Annotated in this window: 22 protein-coding genes and 1 pseudogene; 18 read left to right on the top strand and 5 right to left on the bottom strand. The window is 58.0% G+C overall.

Annotated features, from left to right (window positions below; all coding sequences use genetic code 11):
• Positions 1–32 precede the first annotated feature (32 nt).
• The 12 genes and pseudogenes from PBDP_RS22565 to PBDP_RS22515 all read left to right on the top strand — a co-directional run bounded on the left by PBDP_RS22565 (position 33) and on the right by PBDP_RS22515 (position 10335).
• Complete coding sequence (locus PBDP_RS22565; RefSeq protein ID WP_349306090.1) at positions 33–158, top strand: SMI1/KNR4 family protein; 126 nt, start codon at positions 33–35, stop codon at positions 156–158.
• A gap of 125 nt (positions 159–283) precedes the next feature.
• Positions 284–640, top strand: a complete 357-nt coding sequence (locus PBDP_RS22560) for a hypothetical protein (protein WP_134925463.1) — start codon at positions 284–286, stop codon at positions 638–640.
• Between the two features lie 57 nt (positions 641–697).
• Positions 698–1318 carry a hypothetical protein gene (locus PBDP_RS22555; RefSeq protein WP_134925462.1) on the top strand — a complete coding sequence of 207 codons (621 nt, stop codon included), beginning with the start codon at positions 698–700 and terminating at the stop codon, positions 1316–1318.
• Between the two features lie 56 nt (positions 1319–1374).
• Entirely contained in the window at positions 1375–1989 is a 615-nt protein-coding gene (locus PBDP_RS22550) for a GAD-like domain-containing protein (protein WP_212801348.1), read from the top strand.
• 54 nt (positions 1990–2043) lie between these two features.
• A complete protein-coding gene (locus tag PBDP_RS22545; RefSeq protein WP_212801347.1) occupies positions 2044–2913 on the top strand; it encodes a hypothetical protein in 870 nt (289 codons plus the stop codon).
• 70 nt (positions 2914–2983) lie between these two features.
• Positions 2984–3364 (top strand): annotated as a pseudogene (locus PBDP_RS30010) (PoNe immunity protein domain-containing protein); the annotation flags it as partial.
• A 42-nt stretch (positions 3365–3406) separates the two neighbouring features.
• A complete protein-coding gene (locus PBDP_RS30000; RefSeq protein ID WP_280633902.1) occupies positions 3407–3880 on the top strand; it encodes a PoNe immunity protein domain-containing protein in 474 nt (157 codons plus the stop codon).
• A 61-nt stretch (positions 3881–3941) separates the two neighbouring features.
• The gene (locus tag PBDP_RS22535) at positions 3942–4538 is read left to right on the top strand and encodes an imm11 family protein (RefSeq protein ID WP_212801346.1); all 597 of its coding nucleotides are present in this window, start codon (positions 3942–3944) and stop codon (positions 4536–4538) included.
• A gap of 482 nt (positions 4539–5020) precedes the next feature.
• On the top strand, positions 5021–6628 hold the full coding sequence (locus PBDP_RS22530) for a tetratricopeptide repeat-containing response regulator (protein ID WP_163857127.1): 1608 nt from the start codon (positions 5021–5023) through the stop codon (positions 6626–6628).
• Positions 6621–7313: a sensor histidine kinase gene (locus PBDP_RS22525; protein WP_109753929.1), complete on the top strand. Its 693-nt coding sequence runs from the start codon at positions 6621–6623 to the stop codon at positions 7311–7313. Before PBDP_RS22530 ends, PBDP_RS22525 begins: the two co-directional genes overlap by 8 nt.
• 342 nt (positions 7314–7655) lie before the next feature.
• A complete protein-coding gene (locus tag PBDP_RS22520) occupies positions 7656–8897 on the top strand; it encodes a glutamine synthetase family protein (RefSeq protein ID WP_163858966.1) in 1242 nt (413 codons plus the stop codon).
• Between the two features lie 70 nt (positions 8898–8967).
• Positions 8968–10335 carry an MFS transporter gene (locus PBDP_RS22515; protein ID WP_116833263.1) on the top strand — a complete coding sequence of 456 codons (1368 nt, stop codon included), beginning with the start codon at positions 8968–8970 and terminating at the stop codon, positions 10333–10335.
• Between the two features lie 62 nt (positions 10336–10397).
• On the opposite strand, the gene PBDP_RS22510 is transcribed toward PBDP_RS22515, so the two are convergent.
• The 4 genes from PBDP_RS22510 to flgA form a co-directional block, all read right to left on the bottom strand.
• Positions 10398–11144, bottom strand: a complete 747-nt coding sequence (locus PBDP_RS22510; RefSeq protein WP_109753932.1) for a flagellar brake protein — start codon at positions 11142–11144, stop codon at positions 10398–10400.
• A 92-nt stretch (positions 11145–11236) separates the two neighbouring features.
• Entirely contained in the window at positions 11237–11704 is a 468-nt protein-coding gene (locus tag PBDP_RS22505) for a flagella synthesis protein FlgN (RefSeq protein WP_109753933.1), read from the bottom strand.
• 50 nt (positions 11705–11754) lie between these two features.
• The gene (flgM, locus tag PBDP_RS22500; RefSeq protein ID WP_109753934.1) at positions 11755–12072 is read right to left on the bottom strand and encodes a flagellar biosynthesis anti-sigma factor FlgM; all 318 of its coding nucleotides are present in this window, start codon (positions 12070–12072) and stop codon (positions 11755–11757) included.
• A 172-nt stretch (positions 12073–12244) separates the two neighbouring features.
• Positions 12245–13009, bottom strand: a complete 765-nt coding sequence (gene flgA / locus PBDP_RS22495; protein ID WP_063324729.1) for a flagellar basal body P-ring formation chaperone FlgA — start codon at positions 13007–13009, stop codon at positions 12245–12247.
• 78 nt (positions 13010–13087) lie between these two features.
• On the opposite strand from flgA, the gene PBDP_RS22490 reads away from it, so the two are divergent.
• The 6 genes from PBDP_RS22490 to flgE all read left to right on the top strand — a co-directional run bounded on the left by PBDP_RS22490 (position 13088) and on the right by flgE (position 18195).
• On the top strand, positions 13088–14014 hold the full coding sequence (locus PBDP_RS22490) for a chemotaxis protein CheV (RefSeq protein ID WP_060741036.1): 927 nt from the start codon (positions 13088–13090) through the stop codon (positions 14012–14014).
• A 57-nt stretch (positions 14015–14071) separates the two neighbouring features.
• A complete protein-coding gene (gene cheR, locus PBDP_RS22485; protein ID WP_109753935.1) occupies positions 14072–14899 on the top strand; it encodes a protein-glutamate O-methyltransferase CheR in 828 nt (275 codons plus the stop codon).
• 356 nt (positions 14900–15255) lie between these two features.
• Positions 15256–15663 (top strand): flagellar basal body rod protein FlgB, encoded by a 408-nt coding sequence (gene flgB / locus PBDP_RS22480; RefSeq protein ID WP_003204732.1) that lies wholly within the window; start codon positions 15256–15258, stop codon positions 15661–15663.
• 3 nt (positions 15664–15666) lie between these two features.
• Positions 15667–16110 carry a flagellar basal body rod protein FlgC gene (gene flgC / locus PBDP_RS22475; protein WP_003204730.1) on the top strand — a complete coding sequence of 148 codons (444 nt, stop codon included), beginning with the start codon at positions 15667–15669 and terminating at the stop codon, positions 16108–16110.
• Positions 16111–16125: 15 nt separating this feature from the next.
• Positions 16126–16848 (top strand): flagellar hook assembly protein FlgD, encoded by a 723-nt coding sequence (flgD, locus tag PBDP_RS22470; RefSeq protein WP_212801345.1) that lies wholly within the window; start codon positions 16126–16128, stop codon positions 16846–16848.
• 30 nt (positions 16849–16878) lie between these two features.
• The gene (gene flgE / locus PBDP_RS22465; protein WP_109753937.1) at positions 16879–18195 is read left to right on the top strand and encodes a flagellar hook protein FlgE; all 1317 of its coding nucleotides are present in this window, start codon (positions 16879–16881) and stop codon (positions 18193–18195) included.
• Positions 18196–18571: 376 nt separating this feature from the next.
• Here the strand turns inward: flgE and PBDP_RS22460 are convergent, their stop codons facing one another.
• Complete coding sequence (locus tag PBDP_RS22460) at positions 18572–21463, bottom strand: ribonucleoside-diphosphate reductase subunit alpha (RefSeq protein ID WP_109753938.1); 2892 nt, start codon at positions 21461–21463, stop codon at positions 18572–18574.
• Positions 21464–21660 lie beyond the last annotated feature (197 nt).

The following is a 21660-nucleotide window of genomic DNA, read 5'->3' as shown; positions in this document are numbered from 1 at the left end:
TCCTCTTTTTCTTTTGGCTACAAGTGCAATGAATGAGTTGCATGGAGGTTAGGGACGGAAACTACTATTGTCTTCTTGAGGATGGTTCAGTGAGTTACTGGTCGCATGATGGCACCTCTAATGAAGTGTGGCCAAGCCTCGCTAGTTGGATCAAATAGGCGTGGATAGAAGGGGAGTAATACAGGGCGAAATGCCCTAATGTCTCCGTCAATACTCTGGGGGCAAATTATTTAATTGCTCGATTATTAGGTAAGCTGCCCCATTTTTCACGGAGAGTTTTGTGGTGAGGTTGAGAATTGACTTTCCCAAAAATTTGGCTACGGATGAGCTGCTCCGACAGGAGCGTATTCCTTGTGTATGCAAGATAGCTAAAGAGTTTGAGATTTTTTTTGCGGAAACTGTCCCTGGATCGTCGGGAGTAGTGTCGGAGTGGGATCGGAAAGAGTTGGAGTTAAGAGCTGTCGCTGGGGCGGGCGGTCAGTACACGCACCATGCTTCTGGTTTGATTACCTTGAAGGCCGTTGGGAGTGGAGTTTATGAAATAATTGATCTTGAGGTGTTTTATAGGAGTTTTGGTTGGTGTGCTATATTGAAAAATAGTGAATATGCACCACCAGGGGAGTTTTGGGATGAAGAGTGAAGGCTACGTCTGCGGGGACTTATTGCTGCCTCTGCCAAAAGTTGGAAGAAGTTAGGCATGAACTCTTTGTTGTCGGAATGGTGCGCCTTTTGCGAGGGCAAGGCATTTTTTGATAAGGCTCATTTTCAAGGTTTGTTAAAGGTACACAGTAGCGCGGAGGAGCTTAAATGTATATTTAGCTACTTTCCTTTTTCAGAAGAGTTGGTCCTGAGAGCCGGGCGCGTTCTCGCCGCTGGAGAGATGGATAGCTCTCTTTATCTCTTGCCTAAATATAGAGCGGAGAAAAGCCAGTTGATTCAGTTAGGTGGGGAGTGGTTAAAGGAGCAAGAAAGGGTATGTGGTGTGCTTGGCGATTCCGAAATTTTCGAGATTTGTCATAATGCTCAAGTGCTTTTTGTTGATGCGCAATATATGCAAGGTGCGCTCCAGCAAGATATTCCTCATCACTGGTTGTTTGATGAGATCGGGGATGCAATCAGAGAAAGTAGAGTTTCTGAGAGTGAGCAGGTTTATGCGTTGTTAGAGACGCTCTACGGGTTGGCTGCGGACTATTATCTTGCTTGGTATATTGGGCGGCCTTTGTTTAAGTTTGATATTGATTTAGAATCCTATTTTGGATTTTGGCGGGCTGGAGGAAGGTGTGCTCTCACCGAAAGTGAGTTCTTAGTGGCTAACTAGGAGCAAGGTGGACAGGTCAGTAGATAAAACTTGGTGTTGAACTACGGGGGCACACCGTGCGAGACGAAGACTTTGAGTGTTTCATCCGTGTAATGGGTGAAGCAACATCACATCGGCAGGCGCTTGGTTTCCATATTGCGAAATATCGGGGGGTACTACCGGACGCGTTGCTCACCTATTGGCAGAAAGAAGGTTGGTGTGGGTATGCCAATGGACTTTTCTGGACGGTGGACCCAGACGATTACAAACACCTACTCGATATGTGGTTAGCCGGTACTGAATTTTCGCAGATAGATAATTATCACGTCATTGCCCAGAGTGCTTTTGGAACGCTGTATGCTTGGGGTGAGAAATACAATCGGAAGATTGTTGTTTCATGTTCGACGGGCTCTATCGTTGCGTTGATGAATAAGCTGAAAGTACCTAATAAAGATCCGGACCTAGCCATCCAGACGTTTTTCGCTATGTCTGATAAGGAACGCTATGATCTGGAGGATAATCAAGGTGAGTTTTTATTTGATCGAGCGCTAGAAAAGTGGGGTGCGCTTGACGAGAGTGAGGTCTATGGCTTTGAGCCGGTATTGTTTGTTGGAGGGACGGCTTCGCTGGATCATTTGGTTAAGTGTAATTTAGAGGTTCACTTAACGATCCTTCGTCAGATGCGTTCCTGAGTGAGCATGGTAAGCGGAAGGGCGTCCGTACTGACGTCAAAGGAGCGCACCTGAATGGATGAAATCGTTGTTCGACTTGATCAGCACCGGCGTTGGCTTTCCCAGTCGGAGGGCCTGACGGCTCAAGAGCTTGACTTTATTGATGAGGATCTTGCCAGCGACTCATTAAGCGGATTGGACAACGTGGCTGATTCGTTGGGGATGCTGGCGACCTATTACGGCATTCATGGCGAAGTCGCTATAAGTGACAGAGATGCTTCTGGCTGGGAGCAGGTCTCGCGCTCGATGATGTACCGTTATTGGGCGCTGATGCTCAAAGCGAAGGCTTTCTCCAAAACGAGTTTTCTTCAAGGCGTCAAAACTGTCCCCAATTTGACTAACCAATTGAGCATTGCCGGATGCTTGCTGGCTGGGTTGATAGCGGTTGATCGTCGTGATCTGGCTGCGTCCGTAGCCGATGTGCTGGCCGGAATGCTGACCATCAATGGCGCCGTCGATTCCAGCTATCTTAAACAGCGTCAATTCGAACCTTTCATGCTCTGGCTTTATTCAGTCTATTCGCAAGGAGATACGCTTCCAGAGATCAAGTCGATGGATCTGGGGGTTTATCAAAACGTGATAGACGAATGGACAAATGAGCAAGGGCTTGCTCATGCACTGGAAGAGCTATGTCGGTATCACTTATCCAACGCTGAAGACAACGGTGGCGCCTGGGACCCTGAATTCAAATATGCGCCTTTCGATTTGTTGCCTCTAGAGATTCACGCGATTTTCCAGGTCCGGCAGCAACTAGGTTTGACTGTTCCAGCTGTTTCGAGCCCTTTGCTATCGGCAGAGACAGCTGCGCTAGAAAACCTGGTCATCATTTCTGATCAGCTTGCTGTTCGGGTGGAGACGGCCTACGAGCGTTTCTTCGGGCTTTAGGTATAGGCGCACGGCTCCCAGCTTAAATACAGGCAAATTCCAGGATGTTAAATTTCGGGAGGAAACATAGGTGATTCGGGCACCGCTAGGAGACTCCCGCTACTGGTCGGAATGGGTTGAGTATAGTGATCAGAGCATCGTCGATGCGCTTGAAACCGCCGCTAAACCTGCTGGCGATCCCGATTACGCGCCGCAGTACGTTTTCATCATTGCGCAGAAACACTGGCACCAGATGCTAAGTCGCTACTCTGCCGGATGTCCTATTGCCGACCTGTCGCGTTATTTCCCTGGATTACTCGATGCCTGGGAGGAGGCTGAGCGTCTCGGTGCGTAAGTCTGGACTCCGGAGCAGCAACTCACCCGTCACAGCTGGCGCGTCAACTACGATCATTACATTGTCTGCTTCTGGTTGGTCGGCTTGGGGTTGGCACTGGAAATACCAGATGATCAATGGCAAAGGCTGCTGGTCCTTATCGGCAACGAAGGGGAGGATGTGCTGCTCGACCGGATCATCGCGAGTCGCAGTCCAGCGCGCACAGTAGGGCCCGTTCTCCTTTACCCTAAACCCTATGGACGATTGCTGGCGGCAGTCGATGTACCGGTGGATGCGCAAGCCTCAAAGCTGGAGGCTTTCGTCAGTCACTGGTATCAGGAAATACGTACGGGAGCGAAAACCGGCTCTGATCCACAGGCGGTCAATTATAAACATCCCTATTGGTACACCTACGGCGATGAAAACTTCGACGGCGGCGCCTATTTCGGTCGTTGGTGCGTAGAGGCCGTGGTGGCGGTCAAGGCTTTCGATATGGACGACTCACAGTGCTTGGGGCTTGAGCATTACCCTGGGGACTTATTGAGGCCCAACGGCCCGAGTACGCATCCGGCGAGGCAGGAACTTGAACTGCCTGCTGCGTTGGCGGTGGAGAGTAAGGTTGGTTTTTGGGCGAAGTTGTTGAGGCGACATTAGCGGTTTCGAGCAGGCCTACAGCCCTTTCTTTCAGTTAAGTAATGACATGCGGCGAGCTGAAATGAAGTATTACCTGTTGCGAGAAGATGTGCAGTTTCCAGAACGCTGGTATTTGGGCGATATAAAACACTGCAACAACTGGCTCTTCATCGATCCCCCTTCTGAGTACATGGAGCCGTGTACCTATGCCCTTGAGGTTCGCGAGAAAGGCGTGAATCTGGATTTTTCCCTGGCTGGATATGCCTCTGTGCCGGTCCTGAGCGAAAAGGCCAGGGATGCATTGGTGGGAATTCCCGACGTTGATGAACCGTATATGAATGTCGTGCTTGAGCCAGTGACGGTTGCGGGGGAGCAAGCTCACGTTTGTCACTACGTAATGATTGTCGAGACCCAATTGGATTGCGTGGACGAATCACGGTCCGCCTTCAAAAAATATGAGGTCAATGACCCCGTACGACCTGATCGAGCTGGCGAATACAGTGTTTTTCTGAACCTCGTCATTGATCCTGCCAAGGTTCAGGGAAAACATATTTTTCGTGTCAAGAAGCATTTGGGGGCGTTGATAGTGAGCGAGGATGTGAAGCTTCGGCTGGAGCGTGCGGGTCTTACAGGGATGTTATTCGAAGGTGTGAATGGCGAGGGTGAAGTTGTTTGTTGATTAGCGGGAGCCAGTACGTTCGCTGCGAGGCAAGAGACTGAGTCGAAGAGGGAGGTTTTACATCACCCATTGTGGCGAGGGGATTTATCCCCGTTGGGCTGCGAAACAGCCCAAAACGGCAACGGATCAAACTGATACACCACAAGCGCAGATTGGGGGCCGCTTCGCGACCCAGCGGGGATAAATCCCCTCGCCACAGATTCTTTGTTTGTCGCGGCTCTGTGCCTGGCAAGTCGTCCGCGCGCGGTTTCTCCCCCACCTTCCCCTTAACGGAACGCCACCTCCTGCCGATAACCCGATGAGCCCGGTTTTCTCCAGCGTTTCGGCTCGCAATGTGCGTCACGGCACAGCCAGGCCAAGCGGTTGCTGAAATCCCTTGAACGTTGCTGGCTGGTGGCTATCATCTGCGCGCCTCGGGGCTGTGACACGGCGTTTCGTTGTTATGCCATTGGGTTATTTTCTTACTTGCCTGGACATCCTCGATGCTGGCGTACCACCAAAAAAGTTTTCTGATCGTCGATGATTTCTCGGATTTTCGCAGTTCGATCCGCTCCATGCTGCGTGAGCTGGGCGTCAAGGACGTGGACACCGCCGACACCGGTGAAGTGGCGCTGCGCATGTGTTCGCAGAAGCGTTATGACTTCATCTTGCAGGACTATCACCTGGGCGATGGGCGCAAGAATGGCCAGCAGGTGCTCGAAGACCTGATGGTCGAGAAGTTGATCAGCCATGAAAGCGTCTTCCTCATGGTGACCGCCGAGACGAGCCAGGCGATGGTGCTCAGTGCCCTGGAGCATGAGCCCGATGCGTACCTGACCAAGCCCTTCAACCGCTCTGGCCTGGCCCAGCGGCTGGAACGGCTCGAGCAGCGCAAGACCCTGCTCAAGCCGATCCTGCAGGCCCTGGATCGTGGCAAGCCGATGGAAGTGCTCAATGCCTGCATCGCCCTGTGCAAGCAGGACCCGCGCTACGGGCCGTTGTGCCTGCGTTATCGCGCCGATGCGTTGCGCGACCTGAATCAGAACGAAGCCCTGGAGCGACTGTACAACTCCATCCTCGCGGATCGCCCGTTGCCGTGGGCCTACGCGGGGCTGGGCAAGTTGATGTTCAAGCGCGGCCAGGTGGGGCAGGCCAAGGCCGTTTATGAAAAGGCCCTGAAAGTCTTTCCGATGATGCCGGCGTTGTACGACGGCATGGCTGAGGTGTTGGTGGCCGAAGGTGACACCAAGCAGGCGCAGCAGGTGCTGGAAGAGGCGGTGCGCCTGTCGCCGCTGGCGGTGCGTCGTCAATCGTTGCTGGGCAAGCTGGCGATGACCAACGAAGACTACGACACGGCGTCCAAGGCCTATCGCCAGGCGGTCGGGCAGGGCGCGCAGTCGCGCTTCAAGGACCCGGAAAGCAACCTCGGCCTGGCCCATGCGCTGATCAGCAAGGGCAGCGAAAAAGGTCTCGACACCCGGACGCGGCTGGAGATCAACACCACCCTCAGCGCCGTGGCGAAGGAGAACCTCAACGACCCGGGTCTGCAGGTGCGGGCGCGGCTGATGAAAGCCACCAGCCTGTTGCTCAACGATGCCGAGACCGCCGAGAAACTCACCGAACAGGCTTTGCAGCGTCTCGATGGCATGGAGCAGTTCATGAGTGCCGAGGCCGCGTTGCTGGTGGCCAAGCAGTTGCAAATGCTCGGACAGACCAGCGCCGGCGAATCGATGCTCAAGAACTGCGCGGAAATCTACGGTGATGACCCGACGGTAATGCAAGGCATCGCCAAGCTGACCGACGACCCGAACATCCTCAATCAGGGCAATGCCGCCGCCGAGCTCAACCGCGAAGGCGTGCGGGTCTACAAGACCGGCGCGTTGCCGGAGGCACGGGAGCTGTTCCGCCGGGCCCTGAAGATGCAACCGAAGAACATCAGTATTGCCCTGAACATGGCGCAATCGCTGCTGCATGGCACCGACACCAGTGTGGAGTCGGAGCTGCTGCTGGAGTGCCGCGCCTGCCTGAAACTGGTGGGCATGATGCCCGACACCGATGCGCGTTTTGCGCGTTATCAAAAACTGCGAAGCAAGGCATTTGGCGATGAATGACAGCGAACAGGCACTCGATTTTTCCACGGTGATCGCGTCTACCGTGCACGACATGAAAAACTCCCTGACCTTGCTCATGCAGGCGCATACGCAATGGCTCGAGCGCTTGCCCGATGTCGAGCGACAGACCTCGGAGCAGGGCGTCATCGAGTTCGAGTTCGCCCATCTCAATGGCCTTATGGTGCAGTTGCTGGGGCTGTACAAGCTCGGCGTCAACCAGTTGCCGCTACACCCGGCCTATCATGAGCTGGACGATTTCATCGAGGCGCAACTGGCCGGCCATCAGGATGTATTCCGCAGCCGGGGGATCATGGTCACCTACGAGGTCGACCCGCTCAGCCCCCTGGGCTTTTTCGACCGCGAGCTGGTGGCTTCGGTGCTCGACAACTGCATCAACAACGCTATTCGTCATGCGCGCCAGACGCTGCTGATCAGCGTGAGTGATGAGGCCGGGCAACTGGTGCTGACCATCAATGACGACGGCGAAGGTTACCCACCAGAGATGATCGAGCGTCAGGCCGAGTATGTGCAGGGCATCAACCACAGCAGCGGCAGCACCGGGTTGGGCTTGTACTTTGCTGCGCGGATTGCCGGCCTGCACCAGCGTGGCGGCGTGAGCGGGCGCACCGAGATTGCCAATGGCGGGGTGTTGGGCGGTGGGGTGTTCCGGCTTTACTTGCCCTGAGCGTGCCCTGCATAAATAGCGCTGCCACCACATAAAACCTGTGGGAGCGGGCTTGCTCGCGAAGACGGTGTGTCAGCTTGCAAATGTTTTACTGACCCACCGCTTTCGCGAGCAAGCCCGCTCCCGCAATGTATTCCAAGGTTCGGTGTTTATTCTTACCGGGTGCTTGATATTCCGAACAGCCGAAGCCTATTTTGTACGGGTTGCCGTTCGCGGCTCGCACATAACAAGGATTGCGTCATGACGACCGATGGCCAGCGTTCACTCGCGCAGCGACTGACGGGCATTGATGAGATTGAATGCGTTACGCCGGATTTGAATGGCGTGCCGCGGGGCAAGGTGATGACCGCCGAAGGTTTCCTCGAAGGTCGGCGGTTGCAACTGGCGCGAGGCGTGCTGCTGCAATGCATCATGGGCGGTTACCCACCGTCGCGTTTCTACGGCAGCGATGATGGTGACCTGGCGCTGGTGGCGGACCCGAAACAGATCCACCGCCTGCCGTGGAGCCAACAGCCTCGTGCGCTGGCGATTTGCGATGCCGACGAACTGACCGGTGAAAGCTCCCGACTCTCCACGCGCGGCCAGCTCAAGGCCGTTGTCGCTCGTTATGCAGCCCTGGGCCTGGCACCGGTGGTGGCGACCGAGCTGGAGTTCTTCGTGTTCGCCCCCAATCCTGACCCGACCCAGCCGTTCCAGCCGCCGCTGGGCCTGGATGGGCGTCGCGAGGACGGCCAGTCGGCGTTCAGCATCAGCTCCAACAATGGCCTGCGCCCGTTCTTCAGTGAAGTCTATGAATGCATGGCGGCGCTGGGCTTGCCTCGCGACACCTTCATGCATGAAATGGGCGTGAGCCAGTTCGAGATCAATCTGCTGCACGGCGACCCTTTGTTGCTGGCCGACCAGACGTTCCTGTTCAAGCACCTGCTCAAGGAAGTGGCCCTCAAGCACGGCCTGACCGTGGTTTGCATGGCCAAGCCGCTGGCTCACACGCCGGGCAGTTCGATGCATATCCACCAAAGCGTTGTCGAGGCAGGCAGCGGCCGTAACGTCTTCAGCGACGAGGCGGGCGAACCGACGGCCACTTTCCGGCATTTCATTGGTGGGCAACAGGCGTGCCTGGCGGATTTCACCGCCTTGTTCGCGCCGAACGTGAATTCCTATCAGCGCCTGTGCCACCCGTTCGCGTCACCGAACAATGCCTGTTGGTCCCATGACAATCGTTCGGCCGGCTTGCGGATTCCGGCCAGTTCGCCGGTGGCCCGGCGGGTCGAGAACCGCTTGCCGGGGGCCGATGCCAACCCCTACCTGGCGATTGCCGCCAGCCTGGCTGCCGGGTTATACGGGATTGAACATCGCCTGGAGCCGAGCGCGGCGATCCAGGGTGAATTCGAAGTGCCGGATAATCTGTCGCTGCCATGTACCTTGCATGCTGCCTTGGAGCGTCTGAAGCGTAGTCATCTGGCGAAGGAACTGTTCGGCACGGAGTTCATCGAAGGCTACATCGCTTCCAAGACCCTGGAGCTGACCAGCTTCTTCGATGAAATCACGCCCTGGGAGCGACGTGTCCTAGCGGCCCAGGCATAAAGAACCGCCGCATTCGGGCTATCTTCAATAGATAGCCCTTACTCACCTCAAGGAGCCGCTCGGAACGCCGATGCGCCAAATCTGGAAACCTTTTCGAGCGCTTTATTTCGCCTCGCTGATGATGTTGATCGGCTCGGGCCTCTTGAGTACTTACCTGGCCTTGCGCCTGGCCGCCGACCATGTGGACAGCCTCTGGGTCGGTGCGCTGATGGCCGCCAACTATTTCGGCCTGGTGCTGGGTGGCAAGATCGGCCATCGGCTGATCGCCCGCGTCGGGCACATTCGCGCTTATTCGGCCTGCGCCGGGATCGTCGGCGCGGCAGTGCTGGGCCATGGCCTGGTGAACTGGCTGCCGGCCTGGATCGTGCTGCGGATGATCGTCGGCCTCGGGATGATGTGCCAATACATGGTCATCGAGAGCTGGCTCAACGAACAGGCCGATGCCAAGCAACGGGGAGTGGTGTTCAGCGGCTATATGATCGCCTCGTACCTGGGCTTGGTGCTGGGTCAGTTGATCCTGGTCATGCACCCGGCCCTGGGCCTGGAGCTGCTGATGCTGGTGGCGCTGTGTTTCGCCCTGTGCCTGGTGCCGGTGGCGCTGACCCGGCGGATTCACCCGGCCCCGCTGCGTCCGGCGCCGATGGAGCCGCGTTTCTTCATCAAGCGTGTCCCCCAGTCGTTGAGCACGGTACTGGGGTCGGGGCTGATCGTTGGCTCGTTCTATGGCCTGGCGCCGCTGTACGCGTCCCAGCAGGGCCTGACGACCGAGCAGGTCGGCCTGTTCATGGGTAGCTGCATCTTCGCCGGGCTGCTGGTGCAGTGGCCGCTGGGGTGGCTGTCCGACCGTTATGACCGGGCGATGCTGATTCGCTGTTTTGCGCTGTTCCTGGCGATCTGCGCACTGCCGCTGGCGATCCTGCCGAAGGTGCCGCTGGAAGTGTTGTTTGTGGCGGGCTTCTGCTGTTCGCTGGTTCAGTTTTGCCTGTACCCGTTGGCAGTGGCCTTTTCCAACGACCACGTCGAAGGGGATCGCCGGGTGTCGCTGACGGCCATGTTGCTGGTGACCTATGGCATTGGTGCCAGCATCGGGCCGCTGGTGGCCGGCGTGCTGATGAAGATGTTCGGCAGCCAGATGCTGTACGGCTTTTTCGCTTTCTTCGCCTTGGTGCTGGTATGGCGGATCCGGCCGAAAGCGGTGACCAACCTGCATCAGGTCGATGACGCGCCGCTGCATCACGTGGCGATGCCGGACAGTATGTCGAGTTCGCCTTTGGTGGCGTGCCTCGATCCCCGGGTGGATGAGCAGGTGGTGCAGGAGCAGATGCAGACGCCGGCCAATCCGGACGTGGAGCCTGAGCCGGTCGCAGAGCCGGCTACTGAAGCCGAAGCGGCGTCTGACGAACCGGAGACACCCAGCTTTACCCAGGCCAGGCCTTGAAGCAGGCATAAAAAAAACGGGCAGTCACCGCAAGGGACTGCCCGTTTTTTATGGCTCGACGATCAGAGGTCGTCTTTATCGAAGCGCCGCGCTTCACGCTGGAGCTGGTAGACGAACCGCTCGACCTGCCGTTGCACCAGGCCACTGATGTTGTGGAAGCGTACGCCGGCGAACGTGGTGTTGATCCTTTCTTCGAAATGCAGGTAACGCAGCTCGACTGGCGCGGTCATGTTGCCAAACGGCAGGGCTGCGATGAAGCGCTCATACACCTGGCCCAATTGCAGCCGTTCGGTGATGTCGCCGTCGAAACGCAATTTGCAACCGGTGGCGGAGATGTCCAGCAGCTTGCCGTCCACGGGTGACTTGAGCTTGTCGCCGCCCAGTTCAACGCTCACCAGTTGCGCCAGTTTCAGGGCGGCGCGGAAGGCGTTGCGGCGTTGGTGATAGACCACTTCGTCGGGCAGGGCACCGCGATAGCAGCGACCGTCGCTGGATTCGTCAATGGTCAGTGGACCCTTGCCATCCCATGCGATGCGCACGCCATCATGAAAACCCTCGACACGAAACGGCTCGCCGGCCAGCAGGAAACGCTCGCCATCCCGGGGGATCATTTCATCCAGGGCGATGGAGTTGGTCTCGCGATCGACGTTGACCAGATAGCTCTGGAAGCGCTGGGTGCGTTCATGGAACGTAATGATCAGCGGGTCGTGGCTATCTTGCAGCATCCGCAGGTTGCCGGAGATTTCCAGGGGCGTGGTGAGGACCTTGGGTGGCTGCGGAGCATCATCCGCGTTTGAGGCATTGAACACGGTGGGTCAATCTCCAGGCAAAATACGACTACGAATAGCCAGCATTTTGCCAGCATGTATCGCGCGTTGATAGAGCGAAGGCATTGTTCGTTTCATGCCTGGCTGAGCGGGCGGTGCTTGACCATTCTGGCCGTCGAGCCGCTAGCGTCATACAGCGTCGGGATCTCGCCACCGTTCAGGATGCGCAATTGGTTGGCGGTGGCGGCCTGCTGCATCTGGATCGACTGGCCGTTGCGGGCGTTGGTCGCCTGGCATTGGGCGAGCAGGTCGTTGAGCACTTTACTCTGGGACAGCAACTGGTCGCCGATCGTCGACTGGCTGGCCAATTGCTCAAGGCCGTCATGACTGGCGGGCAAGTTGAGGCTGGCGAGGATCTCGCTGCGTTTGCGGCCATGCTGGTCAAGCAAGATGATCAATGCCTGTTTCTGCGCCAGGATGTTCTCCAGCAGAGGCATGTCGCGACCGTGCAGTGCCACGGATTCGGCCTGCAACAATTCCAGCAATTGTTGCGCTGGAACAAAGTCGTCGATGATCAGTTGCAATAAATTAGTATCGTGCATGGCTGGCCTTGGGTCTTAAGCGTCCAAAAGCCTGGCGCAGGCGGGGCGGCCTAGCGCTGGGCTTCGAAGTTGAGCAGTTTGCTGGCTACGCGGTTGCTGTCGACTTTGTAGCTGCCATCAGCGATGGCTGCTTTCAACTCGGCCACGCGGGCCTTGTCGACGACAGGTTGATCGCGCAGCTTGTCAGTGACCTTCTGCAACTGCTGAGCCTCATTGCTGAGGTGTACCGACTCCCCGTTGCTGACCTGTTCGGCTGCTGTAGGCAGCGGCGCGGATTTACCGGCTTCGGCGGTTTCCTTGGTCGCGCTGGTACGCGTAGTGCCTGTCAACGGTGAAGAGCTGTTTAAACGATTGAAATCGATGACCATGGTAAAAAACCTCTGGGTATTTGGACGCTTGCCATGTTTTCGGCCATCCCCAAAAAAACTTTAGGCTCATTTATTCAATGAGCATGCGCACGTCTGCGCTTGCCTTTGCGTAAGGCACAGTCTAGGGAACACCGGGATCAAGCGCCAGCTTTCTACCTCCTTTACCGGATCACTACATCGCCACTTCCACTTGGCCTGGGGCCATCACTTGCGCCTTGATCACGCGTTGGGAGTTGAGGTTTTTTACCCGTATCTGTTCACGCATGCCGCCGTTGGACAGGGCCTCGCCGGGCATCCGCACGGCCAGGGAGCCACTGCGGGCGGTGATGACCACCTGGTCGCCCTTGCGGACCACTTCGGCCTGCTCCAGGTGCACCAGCGTCACGACCTGATCGGCGACCATTGGTCGGACAAGTTTCTGCCCGATGGCCTGGTCAACGGAGGTCAGGAAACCTTGGGTGATCTGGCTGATGTCCCGTTCGCGCAACATCACGTCCTGGGGCTCGACAATCCCGGCCCGCTTGAGCGGACGAGTGGTCGTGACAATTTCTCGAAACAGGCGCACTTGAGCCGGCACGAACACCGTCCAGGGCGCGGCGCTGTCGCAACGAACCTTCACCGTGACGCGGCCCAGGGGCCTGGCCGGACTCTCCAGCGAAGCAGTCAATTCCTTGTCGCACATCGGCATGCGCAGGCGCGGGTCGAGCTGGTTGACTTCGATTTCGTATCGCCCTTCGGTTTGACTGGTAGCCAGATAGTCTTCTACGGTGAATTCAAGAAAGCCCTGAGTGACGCCGATAAGGAGATCAGGCAAGGTAACCGGAACAGCAGCAAGGGCAGGACCGCCCGAAGTGAACAGGCAGACAGCCAGCAGTGCACCGAGCCAATGGCGGCAGTGAGTGGTCAGGCGTCGAGAAAATGTCGTTTGTGCGTTCATGCCGGTTCAATAGCAAGCCCCGTGCCGTTTAGTGATGAATGCGCGTCGGACACATTAGCGTTATGTAGGAGTCAGGGCATGGCGGGAGTAATGGATTCGGTAAACCAGCGCACTCAGCTGGTCGGTCAAAATCGCCTGGAGCTGTTGTTGTTCCGTCTCGACGGCCAGCAAATGTATGGGATCAACGTCTTCAAGGTCCGCGAGGTGCTGCAATGCCCCAAGCTGACGTTGATGCCCAAGTCCAGTCCCGTTGTGTGCGGGGTGGCCAATATCCGGGGAGCGACCATCCCGATCCTCGACCTGGCGATGGCGACCGGTTCCGGTCGGTTGCTGGACCAGAGCAATCCGTTTGTGATCATCACCGAGTACAACACCAAGACCCAGGGTTTCCTGGTGCGCTCGGTGGAACGCATCGTTAACATGAACTGGGAGGAGATCCATCCACCGCCCAAGGGTACTGGTCGCGATCACTACCTGACGGCAGTGACCCGGGTCGATAACCAGTTGGTGGAAATCATCGACGTGGAGAAGATCCTCGCTGAAGTGGCTCCCACTCCGGAGGCTATTTCCGCGGGTGTGGTGGACGCCGAGACCCAGCACAAGGCGATTTCGCTGCGGGTATTGACCGTCGATGATTCTTCGGTGGCACGTAAGCAGGTGACCCGCTGTCTACAAACGGTCGGTGTCGAGGTAGTGGCGTTGAACGATGGGCGTCAGGCGCTGGATTATCTGCGCGCGCTGGTCGACGAGGGCAAGAAGCCCGAGGAAGAATTCCTGATGATGATCTCCGACATCGAGATGCCGGAGATGGACGGGTATACCCTGACGTCGGAAATCCGCAGCGACCCACGTATGCAAAAGCTGCATATCATCTTGCATACTTCGTTGTCCGGTGTTTTCAACCAGGCGATGGTCAAGAAGGTCGGTGCCGACGATTTCCTGGCGAAATTCCGGCCCGATGACCTGGCTTCCCGGGTAGTCGATCGGATCAAGGCAGCAGAGTAAGCAAAGGTCGGGCGCGTTGTGCGCCCGGCAAGTCAACGCGATGAAAGAGGCGGTATCTTGTCTACGGGTAATTTGGATTTCGAACAGTTCCGGGTCTTCCTGGAAAAAGCCTGTGGCATCTTGCTTGGTGAAAACAAGCAATACCTGGTGTCGAGCCGTCTCAATAAATTGATGGAACAACAGGGCCTCAAGTCATTGGGCGAACTGGTGCAGCGTATCCAGAGCCAGCCGCGCAGTGGCTTGCGCGAGATGGTAGTGGACGCGATGACCACCAACGAAACCTTGTGGTTTCGTGACACCTATCCGTTCGAGGTGTTGAAGAATAAGGTGCTGCCGGCGGCCATCAAGGCCAGCCCGGGCCAACGCCTGCGAATCTGGTCGGCGGCCTGCTCGTCGGGACAGGAACCCTATTCGTTGTCGATGACCATCGATGAGTTCGAACGGTCCAACCTCGGCCAGTTGAAAGGCGGCGTGCAGATCGTCGCCACTGACCTGTCCGGGACCATGCTCAATAACTGCAAGACCGGCGAGTACGACAGCCTGGCCATCGGCCGGGGCCTGTCGCCGGATCGCCTGCAACGCTACTTCGACCCGAAAGGGCCGGGCAAATGGGTGGTCAAGGCGCCGATCAAGAGCCGGGTGGAATTCCGCTCGTTCAACCTGCTGGACAGCTACGCCAGCCTGGGCAAGTTCGACATCGTGTTTTGCCGCAACGTGTTGATCTATTTCTCCGCCGAAGTGAAGAAGGACATCCTGCTGCGCATCCACGGCACGCTCAAGCCGGGCGGCTACCTGTTCCTTGGCGCCTCCGAGGCGTTGAACGGTTTGCCGGATCATTACCAGATGGTCCAGTGCAGCCCGGGGATCATCTACCAGGCGAAGTGATTCGTTCAGGTTGTCAAAAAAACGGGAGTCCCTTGGGGCTCCCGTTTTTTTTGTGCCAGTTTTTTCCAATTCACTACAGCTTCCTGTGGGAGCGAGCCTGCTCGCGATGCGGTATTCCAGGCGACATTGATGTGGACTGACACACCGCTATCGCGAGCAGGCTCGCTCCCACAATGGAACGCATCCATCCTGCAGAAGCGGCAGAAAAGCGGCAGCCAGCGGAAACCAGTTGCCGCTTTTCTGGCATTGCCGCCTTGCCGGTGTCCGCAAAGCCCCGGTTTATGGGGTTTTTGGAAATGGCACGACGCTTGCTTTAGCCGTCGTACGTACATTCTGGTCACCCAAAGGTTTCCGACATGAGCATCAGCTTCGATAAAGCGCTCGGTATCCACGAACAGGCCCTGAGCTTCCGCGCCCAGCGTGCCGAAGTCCTGGCCAATAACATCGCCAACGCCGATACCCCGAACTACAAGGCTCGGGACCTGGACTTCTCCAAAGTGCTCGCCGAGCAGAACGAGAAGACCAAGAACGGCCATTTCGCCCTGAACATGACCAACAGCCGTCATATCGAGGCCGAAGGCCTGGGCAATGGCGACGAATCGCTGATGTATCGCACGCCGATGCAGCCTTCGATCGACCAGAACACCGTGGACGCTCAACTGGAACAGTCCAACTACGCGGAAAACTCCGTGAACTTCCAGGCCAGCTTCACCCTGCTCAACAGCAAGTTCAAAGGGCTGGTATCGGCCCTGCGCGGAGAGTAAGCCATGTCGATTGCTAGCGTATTCAACATTGCCGGCAGTGCCATGAGTGCCCAGACCACTCGCCTGAACACCGTCGCCAGTAACATCGCCAACGCCGAGACCGTTTCGTCGAGCATCGACCAGACCTACCGCGCTCGCCACCCGGTATTCGCCACCATGTTCCAGGGCGGCCAGTCCGGTGGCAGCGACTCGCTGTTCCAGGAACAGGACGCGGCCGGTCAGGGCGTACAGGTGCTTGGCGTGGTCGAAGACCAGAGCAACCTCGAAGCCCGTTATGAGCCCAACCATCCGGCTGCGGACGCCAAGGGTTACGTCTACTACCCGAACGTCAACGTCGTCGAAGAAATGGCCGACATGATTTCCGCCAGTCGTTCGTTCCAGACCAACGCCGAAATGATGAACACCGCCAAAACCATGATGCAGAAGGTCCTGACCCTCGGTCAGTGATAAGGGGCGAGTCACATGAGCGTTACCAGTACAACAAGTGGTTTGAGCCTCAACGAGATTCTGGCCAACTCCTCGGTCAAGACCAGCACCACCACCGATGGCCTGGGGAGTGCGACAAAGGCAGCGAGCGGCAACCAGGAGCTGGGCAAGGATGCGTTCTTGCAGTTGCTGGTTACCCAGCTGAAAAACCAGAACCCGCTGGAGCCACAGGATAACGGCGAGTTCGTTGCCCAACTGGCACAGTTCAGCAGCCTGGAGGGCATCACCACCCTCAACGAGACCGTGAGCGGCATCGCCGGCAACTACAACTCGTCCCAGGCCTTGCAGGCTTCGTCCCTGGTCGGACGCTCGGTCATCGCCCCCGGCGACAAGGCCGTGGTCGATACCTCCAAGAGCCTCAACGGCACTGTAGTAGTCCCGACATCGGTGTCCTCCGTTGCCGTCAAGATCGTGGACAAGGACGGCAAGACCGTTCGCACCATTGACCTGGGTAGCCAGAAGGCCGGCAACTCCGCCTTCATCTGGGATGGCAAGAACGACGCGGGCACGACGGTCGAATCGGGCACCTACACCTTCGCGGCCTCGACCACCATCGACGGCAAGGCCACGTCGCTGATCACCAACCTGCCGGCCACGGTCAGCAGCGTGACGATCAGCCAGACGGGCGGTGAGCTGATGCTCAACCTGGCCGGGCTGGGCAGCATTGCCCTGTCCAAAGTCCAAACTATTGGTATGTAGAGCCGACTAACCCGGCAAAAGGAGTGGAAAATGTCTTTCAACATCGGCCTTAGCGGTCTCTATGCAGCCAACAAACAGCTGGACGTGACCGGTAACAACATCGCCAACGTGGCGACCACCGGTTTCAAATCGTCCCGCGCGGAATTCGAAGATGTCTATTCGGCCACCAAGCTGGGCTCGGGCAGCAAGACCGTCGGCAACGGCGTGCGCCTGGCCAACGTCTCCCAGCAGTTCGGCCAGGGTGACGTGAACAACACCGGCAACGTGCTGGACATGGGTATCCAGGGCCAGGGCTTCTTTGTCCTGAGCAACGATGGCTCCCTGAGCTACACCCGTGCCGGTACTTTCAAGACCGACAAGGAAGGCTACATTACCAATAGCGATGGTACTGCGCGCCTGCAGGGCTATGGCGTGGATGCCAACGGCAAGATCCAGAACGGCATCCTGACCGACCTGCGCATCGACACCTCCAACCTGCCGCCGACGGCCACCAGCCTGGTTTCCTCGACGATCAACCTGAACTCGACGGCGACGGCGATCACCGCGGCGTTCAATCCGGCCGATACGGCCACGTTCACCAAGCAGTTCACTACTCCGGTCTATGACACCCAGGGCAACCAGCACTCCATGGACCAGTACATGGTCAAGACTGCCGGCAACACCTGGAACGTCTATACCTTGATCGATGGTCGTAACCTGAACGGCACCGCGCCGACCACGACCGGTGCGAACGCTCCCATTCCTTCGACCATGAGCTTTGATTCGAGCGGCAAGCTGACTCAGGTCAGCACGCCGCCAGTGCCGCCTGCCACTACGCCGACCATCAACAGCGACCTGGTGTTGACTGGCTGGGTACCTGGCACCGTGACCAACGGCGTATGGGCCGCCAACGGCGCCGCGAGTGCACCCACTATCACGATTTCCATGGGCAACACCAGCCAGTACAACGCCGATACCGCGCGCTCGATTCCGACCCAGAACGGTTACGCCACTGGCCAGATCACCAACCTGACCATCGACGGCAGTGGTGTATTGCTGGCCAACTTCAGCAACAACCAGACGAAGCCGATCGGCCAGCTCGCGCTTGCCAGCTTCACCAACGAGCAAGGTTTGCAGCCGGTAGGCGGCACCAGTTGGAAAGAAACCTTCGCCTCGGGCATCCCGGGCTACGATGCTCCGCAAACCGGCACCCTGGGTTCGATCGTCTCCAACTCCCTGGAAGAGTCCAACGTCAACCTGACCAACGAACTGGTCGAGTTGATCAAGGCCCAGAGCAACTACCAGGCGAACGCCAAGACCATCTCCACCCAGAGCACCATCATGCAGACCATCATTCAGATGGCTTGATGTCGACGGTTGCTTGAAGCTGCACAAGGAGCCCCTCGCAAGAGGGGCTTTTTTGTGTGCGGCGATTTTTTTTGCGCTTGTACCGGCCTCATCGCGAGCAGGCTCACAACAGGTGGGCGCATTCCAATGTGGGAGCGGGTTTGCTCGCGAAAGCGGTGGGTCTGCTTGCGGCAATGTTGAATGTGCCAACGCCTTCGCGAGCAAGCCCGCTCCCACAGTAGTGATGTGTATCGCCTGACCTTTGTGGGAGCGAGCCTGCTCGCGATGAGCGCCGGGTCAGGCGCTGATTTCCTCCAGGCAAAAGAAAACCCCCGATAAACCAGCGGTCTATCGGGGGCTTCTTCAGCGGGCGCTTTTACACGCCCGCTCGCTCAGCTTATTGGCAAGCTTCGCAATCCGGCTCGTCGATCGCGCAGGCCTTTGGCACTGGCGCTGGTCCCGCTGGAGCCGCCAGGACAGAATCGTCACCGTGGTTGCCGCCGCTGGAAACAGCGTTCAGCTTGCCGGTGTTGATGGTCGACTTCTCGGTGCTGGTGGCGGCCAGGGCACGGAGGTAGTAGGTGGTTTTCAGGCCACGGTACCAGGCCATGCGGTAGGTCACGTCCAGCTTCTTGCCCGAAGCGCCGGCGATGTACAGGTTCAGCGACTGAGCCTGGTCGATCCACTTCTGGCGACGGCTGGCGGCGTCGACGATCCACTTGGTGTCCACTTCGAACGCGGTGGCGTAGAGCGCTTTGAGCTCTTGCGGGATGCGCTCGATCTGTTGCACCGAACCGTCGTAGTACTTCAGGTCGTTGATCATCACCGAGTCCCACAGGCCGCGAGCCTTGAGGTCGCGAACCAGGTACGGGTTGATCACGGTGAATTCGCCCGACAGGTTCGATTTCACATACAGGTTCTGGTAGGTCGGTTCGATCGACTGCGACACACCGGTGATGTTGGCGATGGTCGCGGTCGGAGCGATGGCCATGATGTTGGAGTTACGGATGCCTTTCTGCACACGGGCGCGAACCGGTGCCCAGTCCAGGGATTCGTTCAGGTCCACATCGATGTACTTCTGGCCACGTTGGGCGATCAGGATCTGTTGCGAGTCCAGCGGCAGGATGCCCTTGGACCACAGCGAACCCTGGAACGTCTCGTAGGCGCCGCGCTCGTCGGCCAGGTCGCAGGAAGCCTGGATCGCGTAGTAGCTGACCGCTTCCATGGACTTGTCGGCGAACTCGACGGCAGCGTCCGAACCGTACGGGATGTGCTGCAGGTACAGCGCGTCCTGGAAGCCCATGATGCCCAGGCCGACCGGACGGTGCTTGAAGTTGGAGTTCTTCGCTTGCGGCACCGAGTAGTAGTTGATGTCGATCACGTTGTCGAGCATGCGCACGGCGGTGTTCACGGTGCGTTGCAGCTTGGCGGTGTCCAGCTTGCCGTCGACGATGTGGTTCGGCAGGTTGATCGAGCCCAGGTTGCAGACCGCGATCTCATCCTTGTTGGTGTTCAGGGTGATCTCGGTGCACAGGTTCGAGCTGTGGACCACGCCCACGTGCTGTTGCGGGCTGCGCAGGTTGCACGGGTCCTTGAAGGTCAGCCATGGGTGGCCGGTCTCGAACAGCATCGACAGCATCTTGCGCCACAGGTCTTTGGCCTGGACGACTTTGAACAGCTTGATCTTGTTGTACTCGGTCAGGGCTTCGTAGTACTCGTAGCGCTCTTCGAAAGCCTTGCCGGTCAGGTCGTGCAGGTCCGGCACTTCGGATGGCGAGAACAGGGTCCACTTGCCGTCGTCGAAGACACGCTTCATGAACAGGTCAGGGATCCAGTTGGCGGTGTTCATGTCGTGGGTACGACGACGGTCATCACCGGTGTTCTTGCGCAGCTCGATGAACTCTTCGATGTCCATGTGCCAGGTTTCCAGGTAGGCACAGACCGCGCCCTTGCGCTTGCCGCCCTGGTTGACCGCGACTGCGGTGTCGTTGACCACTTTGAGGAACGGCACGACGCCCTGGGATTTGCCGTTGGTGCCCTTGATGTACGAGCCCAATGCGCGAACCGGGGTCCAGTCGTTGCCCAGGCCGCCAGCGAATTTCGACAGCATGGCGTTGTCGTGGATGGCGCCGTAGATGCCCGACAGGTCATCCGGAACGGTGGTCAGGTAGCAGCTCGACAACTGTGGACGCAGGGTGCCGGCGTTGAACAGGGTTGGAGTCGAGGCCATGTAGTCGAAGGACGACAACAGGTTGTAGAACTCGATGGCGCGGTCTTCACGCTGTTTTTCTTCGATCGCCAGGCCCATGGCCACGCGCATGAAGAAGATCTGCGGCAGTTCGAAACGCACGCCATCCTTGTGGATGAAGTAGCGGTCGTACAGGGTTTGCAGGCCCAGGTAGGTGAACTGCTGGTCGCGTTCGTGGTTGATGGCCTTGCCGAGCTTTTCCAGGTCGAATTCGGCCAGCACCGGGTTCAGCAATTCGAACTCGATGCCCTTGGCGACGTAGGCCGGCAACGCCTTGGCGTACAGGTCGACCATTTCGTGGTGGGTCGCGCTTTCGGCGACTTCCAGGAAGCTCAGGCCTTCGGCACGCAGGGTGTCCATCAGCAGGCGAGCGGTCACGAAGGAGTAGTTCGGCTCGCGTTCCACCAGGGTCCGGGCGGTCATCACCAGAGCGGTGTTGACGTCCTTGAGGGCGACGCCGTCATAGAGGTTTTTCAGGGTTTCGCGCTGGATCAGGTCGCCATCGACTTCTTCCAGGCCTTCGCAGGCCTCGGTGACGATGGTGTTCAGGCGGCCCATGTCCAGCGGCGCCAGGCTGCCGTCGGCGCGGGCGATACGGATGGACGGGTGAGCCTGGACCGGTGCGTCGGCTGGGGAGCGGGTAGCACGTTCCTTGGCGCGGGAGTCACGGTAGATCACGTAGTCGCGGGCCACTTTCTGCTCGCCGGCACGCATCAGGGCCAGTTCGACCTGGTCCTGGATTTCTTCGATGTGGATGGTGCCGCCCGAAGGCATGCGACGCTTGAAGGTCGCGGTGACCTGTTCGGTCAGGCGGGCCACGGTATCGTGGATTCGCGACGAAGCGGCAGCGGTGCCGCCTTCAACTGCGAGAAACGCTTTGGTGATGGCGACGGTGATCTTGTCATCGGTGTAAGGAACGACAGTGCCGTTACGCTTGATCACACGCAATTGGCCCGGCGCGGTGGCGGACAGATCCGGGCTCGAATCGGCGGCCAGCGGCGCGGTGCCCTGCGGGTTCTCGCGAGTTGTGTCGGTGTGCATGGGTGTCTCCACGTTCTTTATGTTTGTTTGGGCACCATCACGGTGCCCACCGTTCCGTCCTGAAGCACTACAACCGACTGGCGCCGGGCATAACAACTTCGGGACAGTAGGAAGCAGGCGTTTAATGCCGCTTCCATCCGAAGTTCTCAGGTTGCGAGCAGGGCTCGAAACCGGGTTGTCGGGGTGGCAGCAATTGA

Origin of the sequence: Pseudomonas sp. St290 (assembly GCF_018325805.1) — a bacterium.
Taxonomy (GTDB): domain Bacteria; phylum Pseudomonadota; class Gammaproteobacteria; order Pseudomonadales; family Pseudomonadaceae; genus Aquipseudomonas; species Aquipseudomonas bijieensis.
The sequence above is the reverse complement of the archived record's forward strand: the minus strand, read 5'-3'. Positions and strand labels throughout refer to the sequence as shown.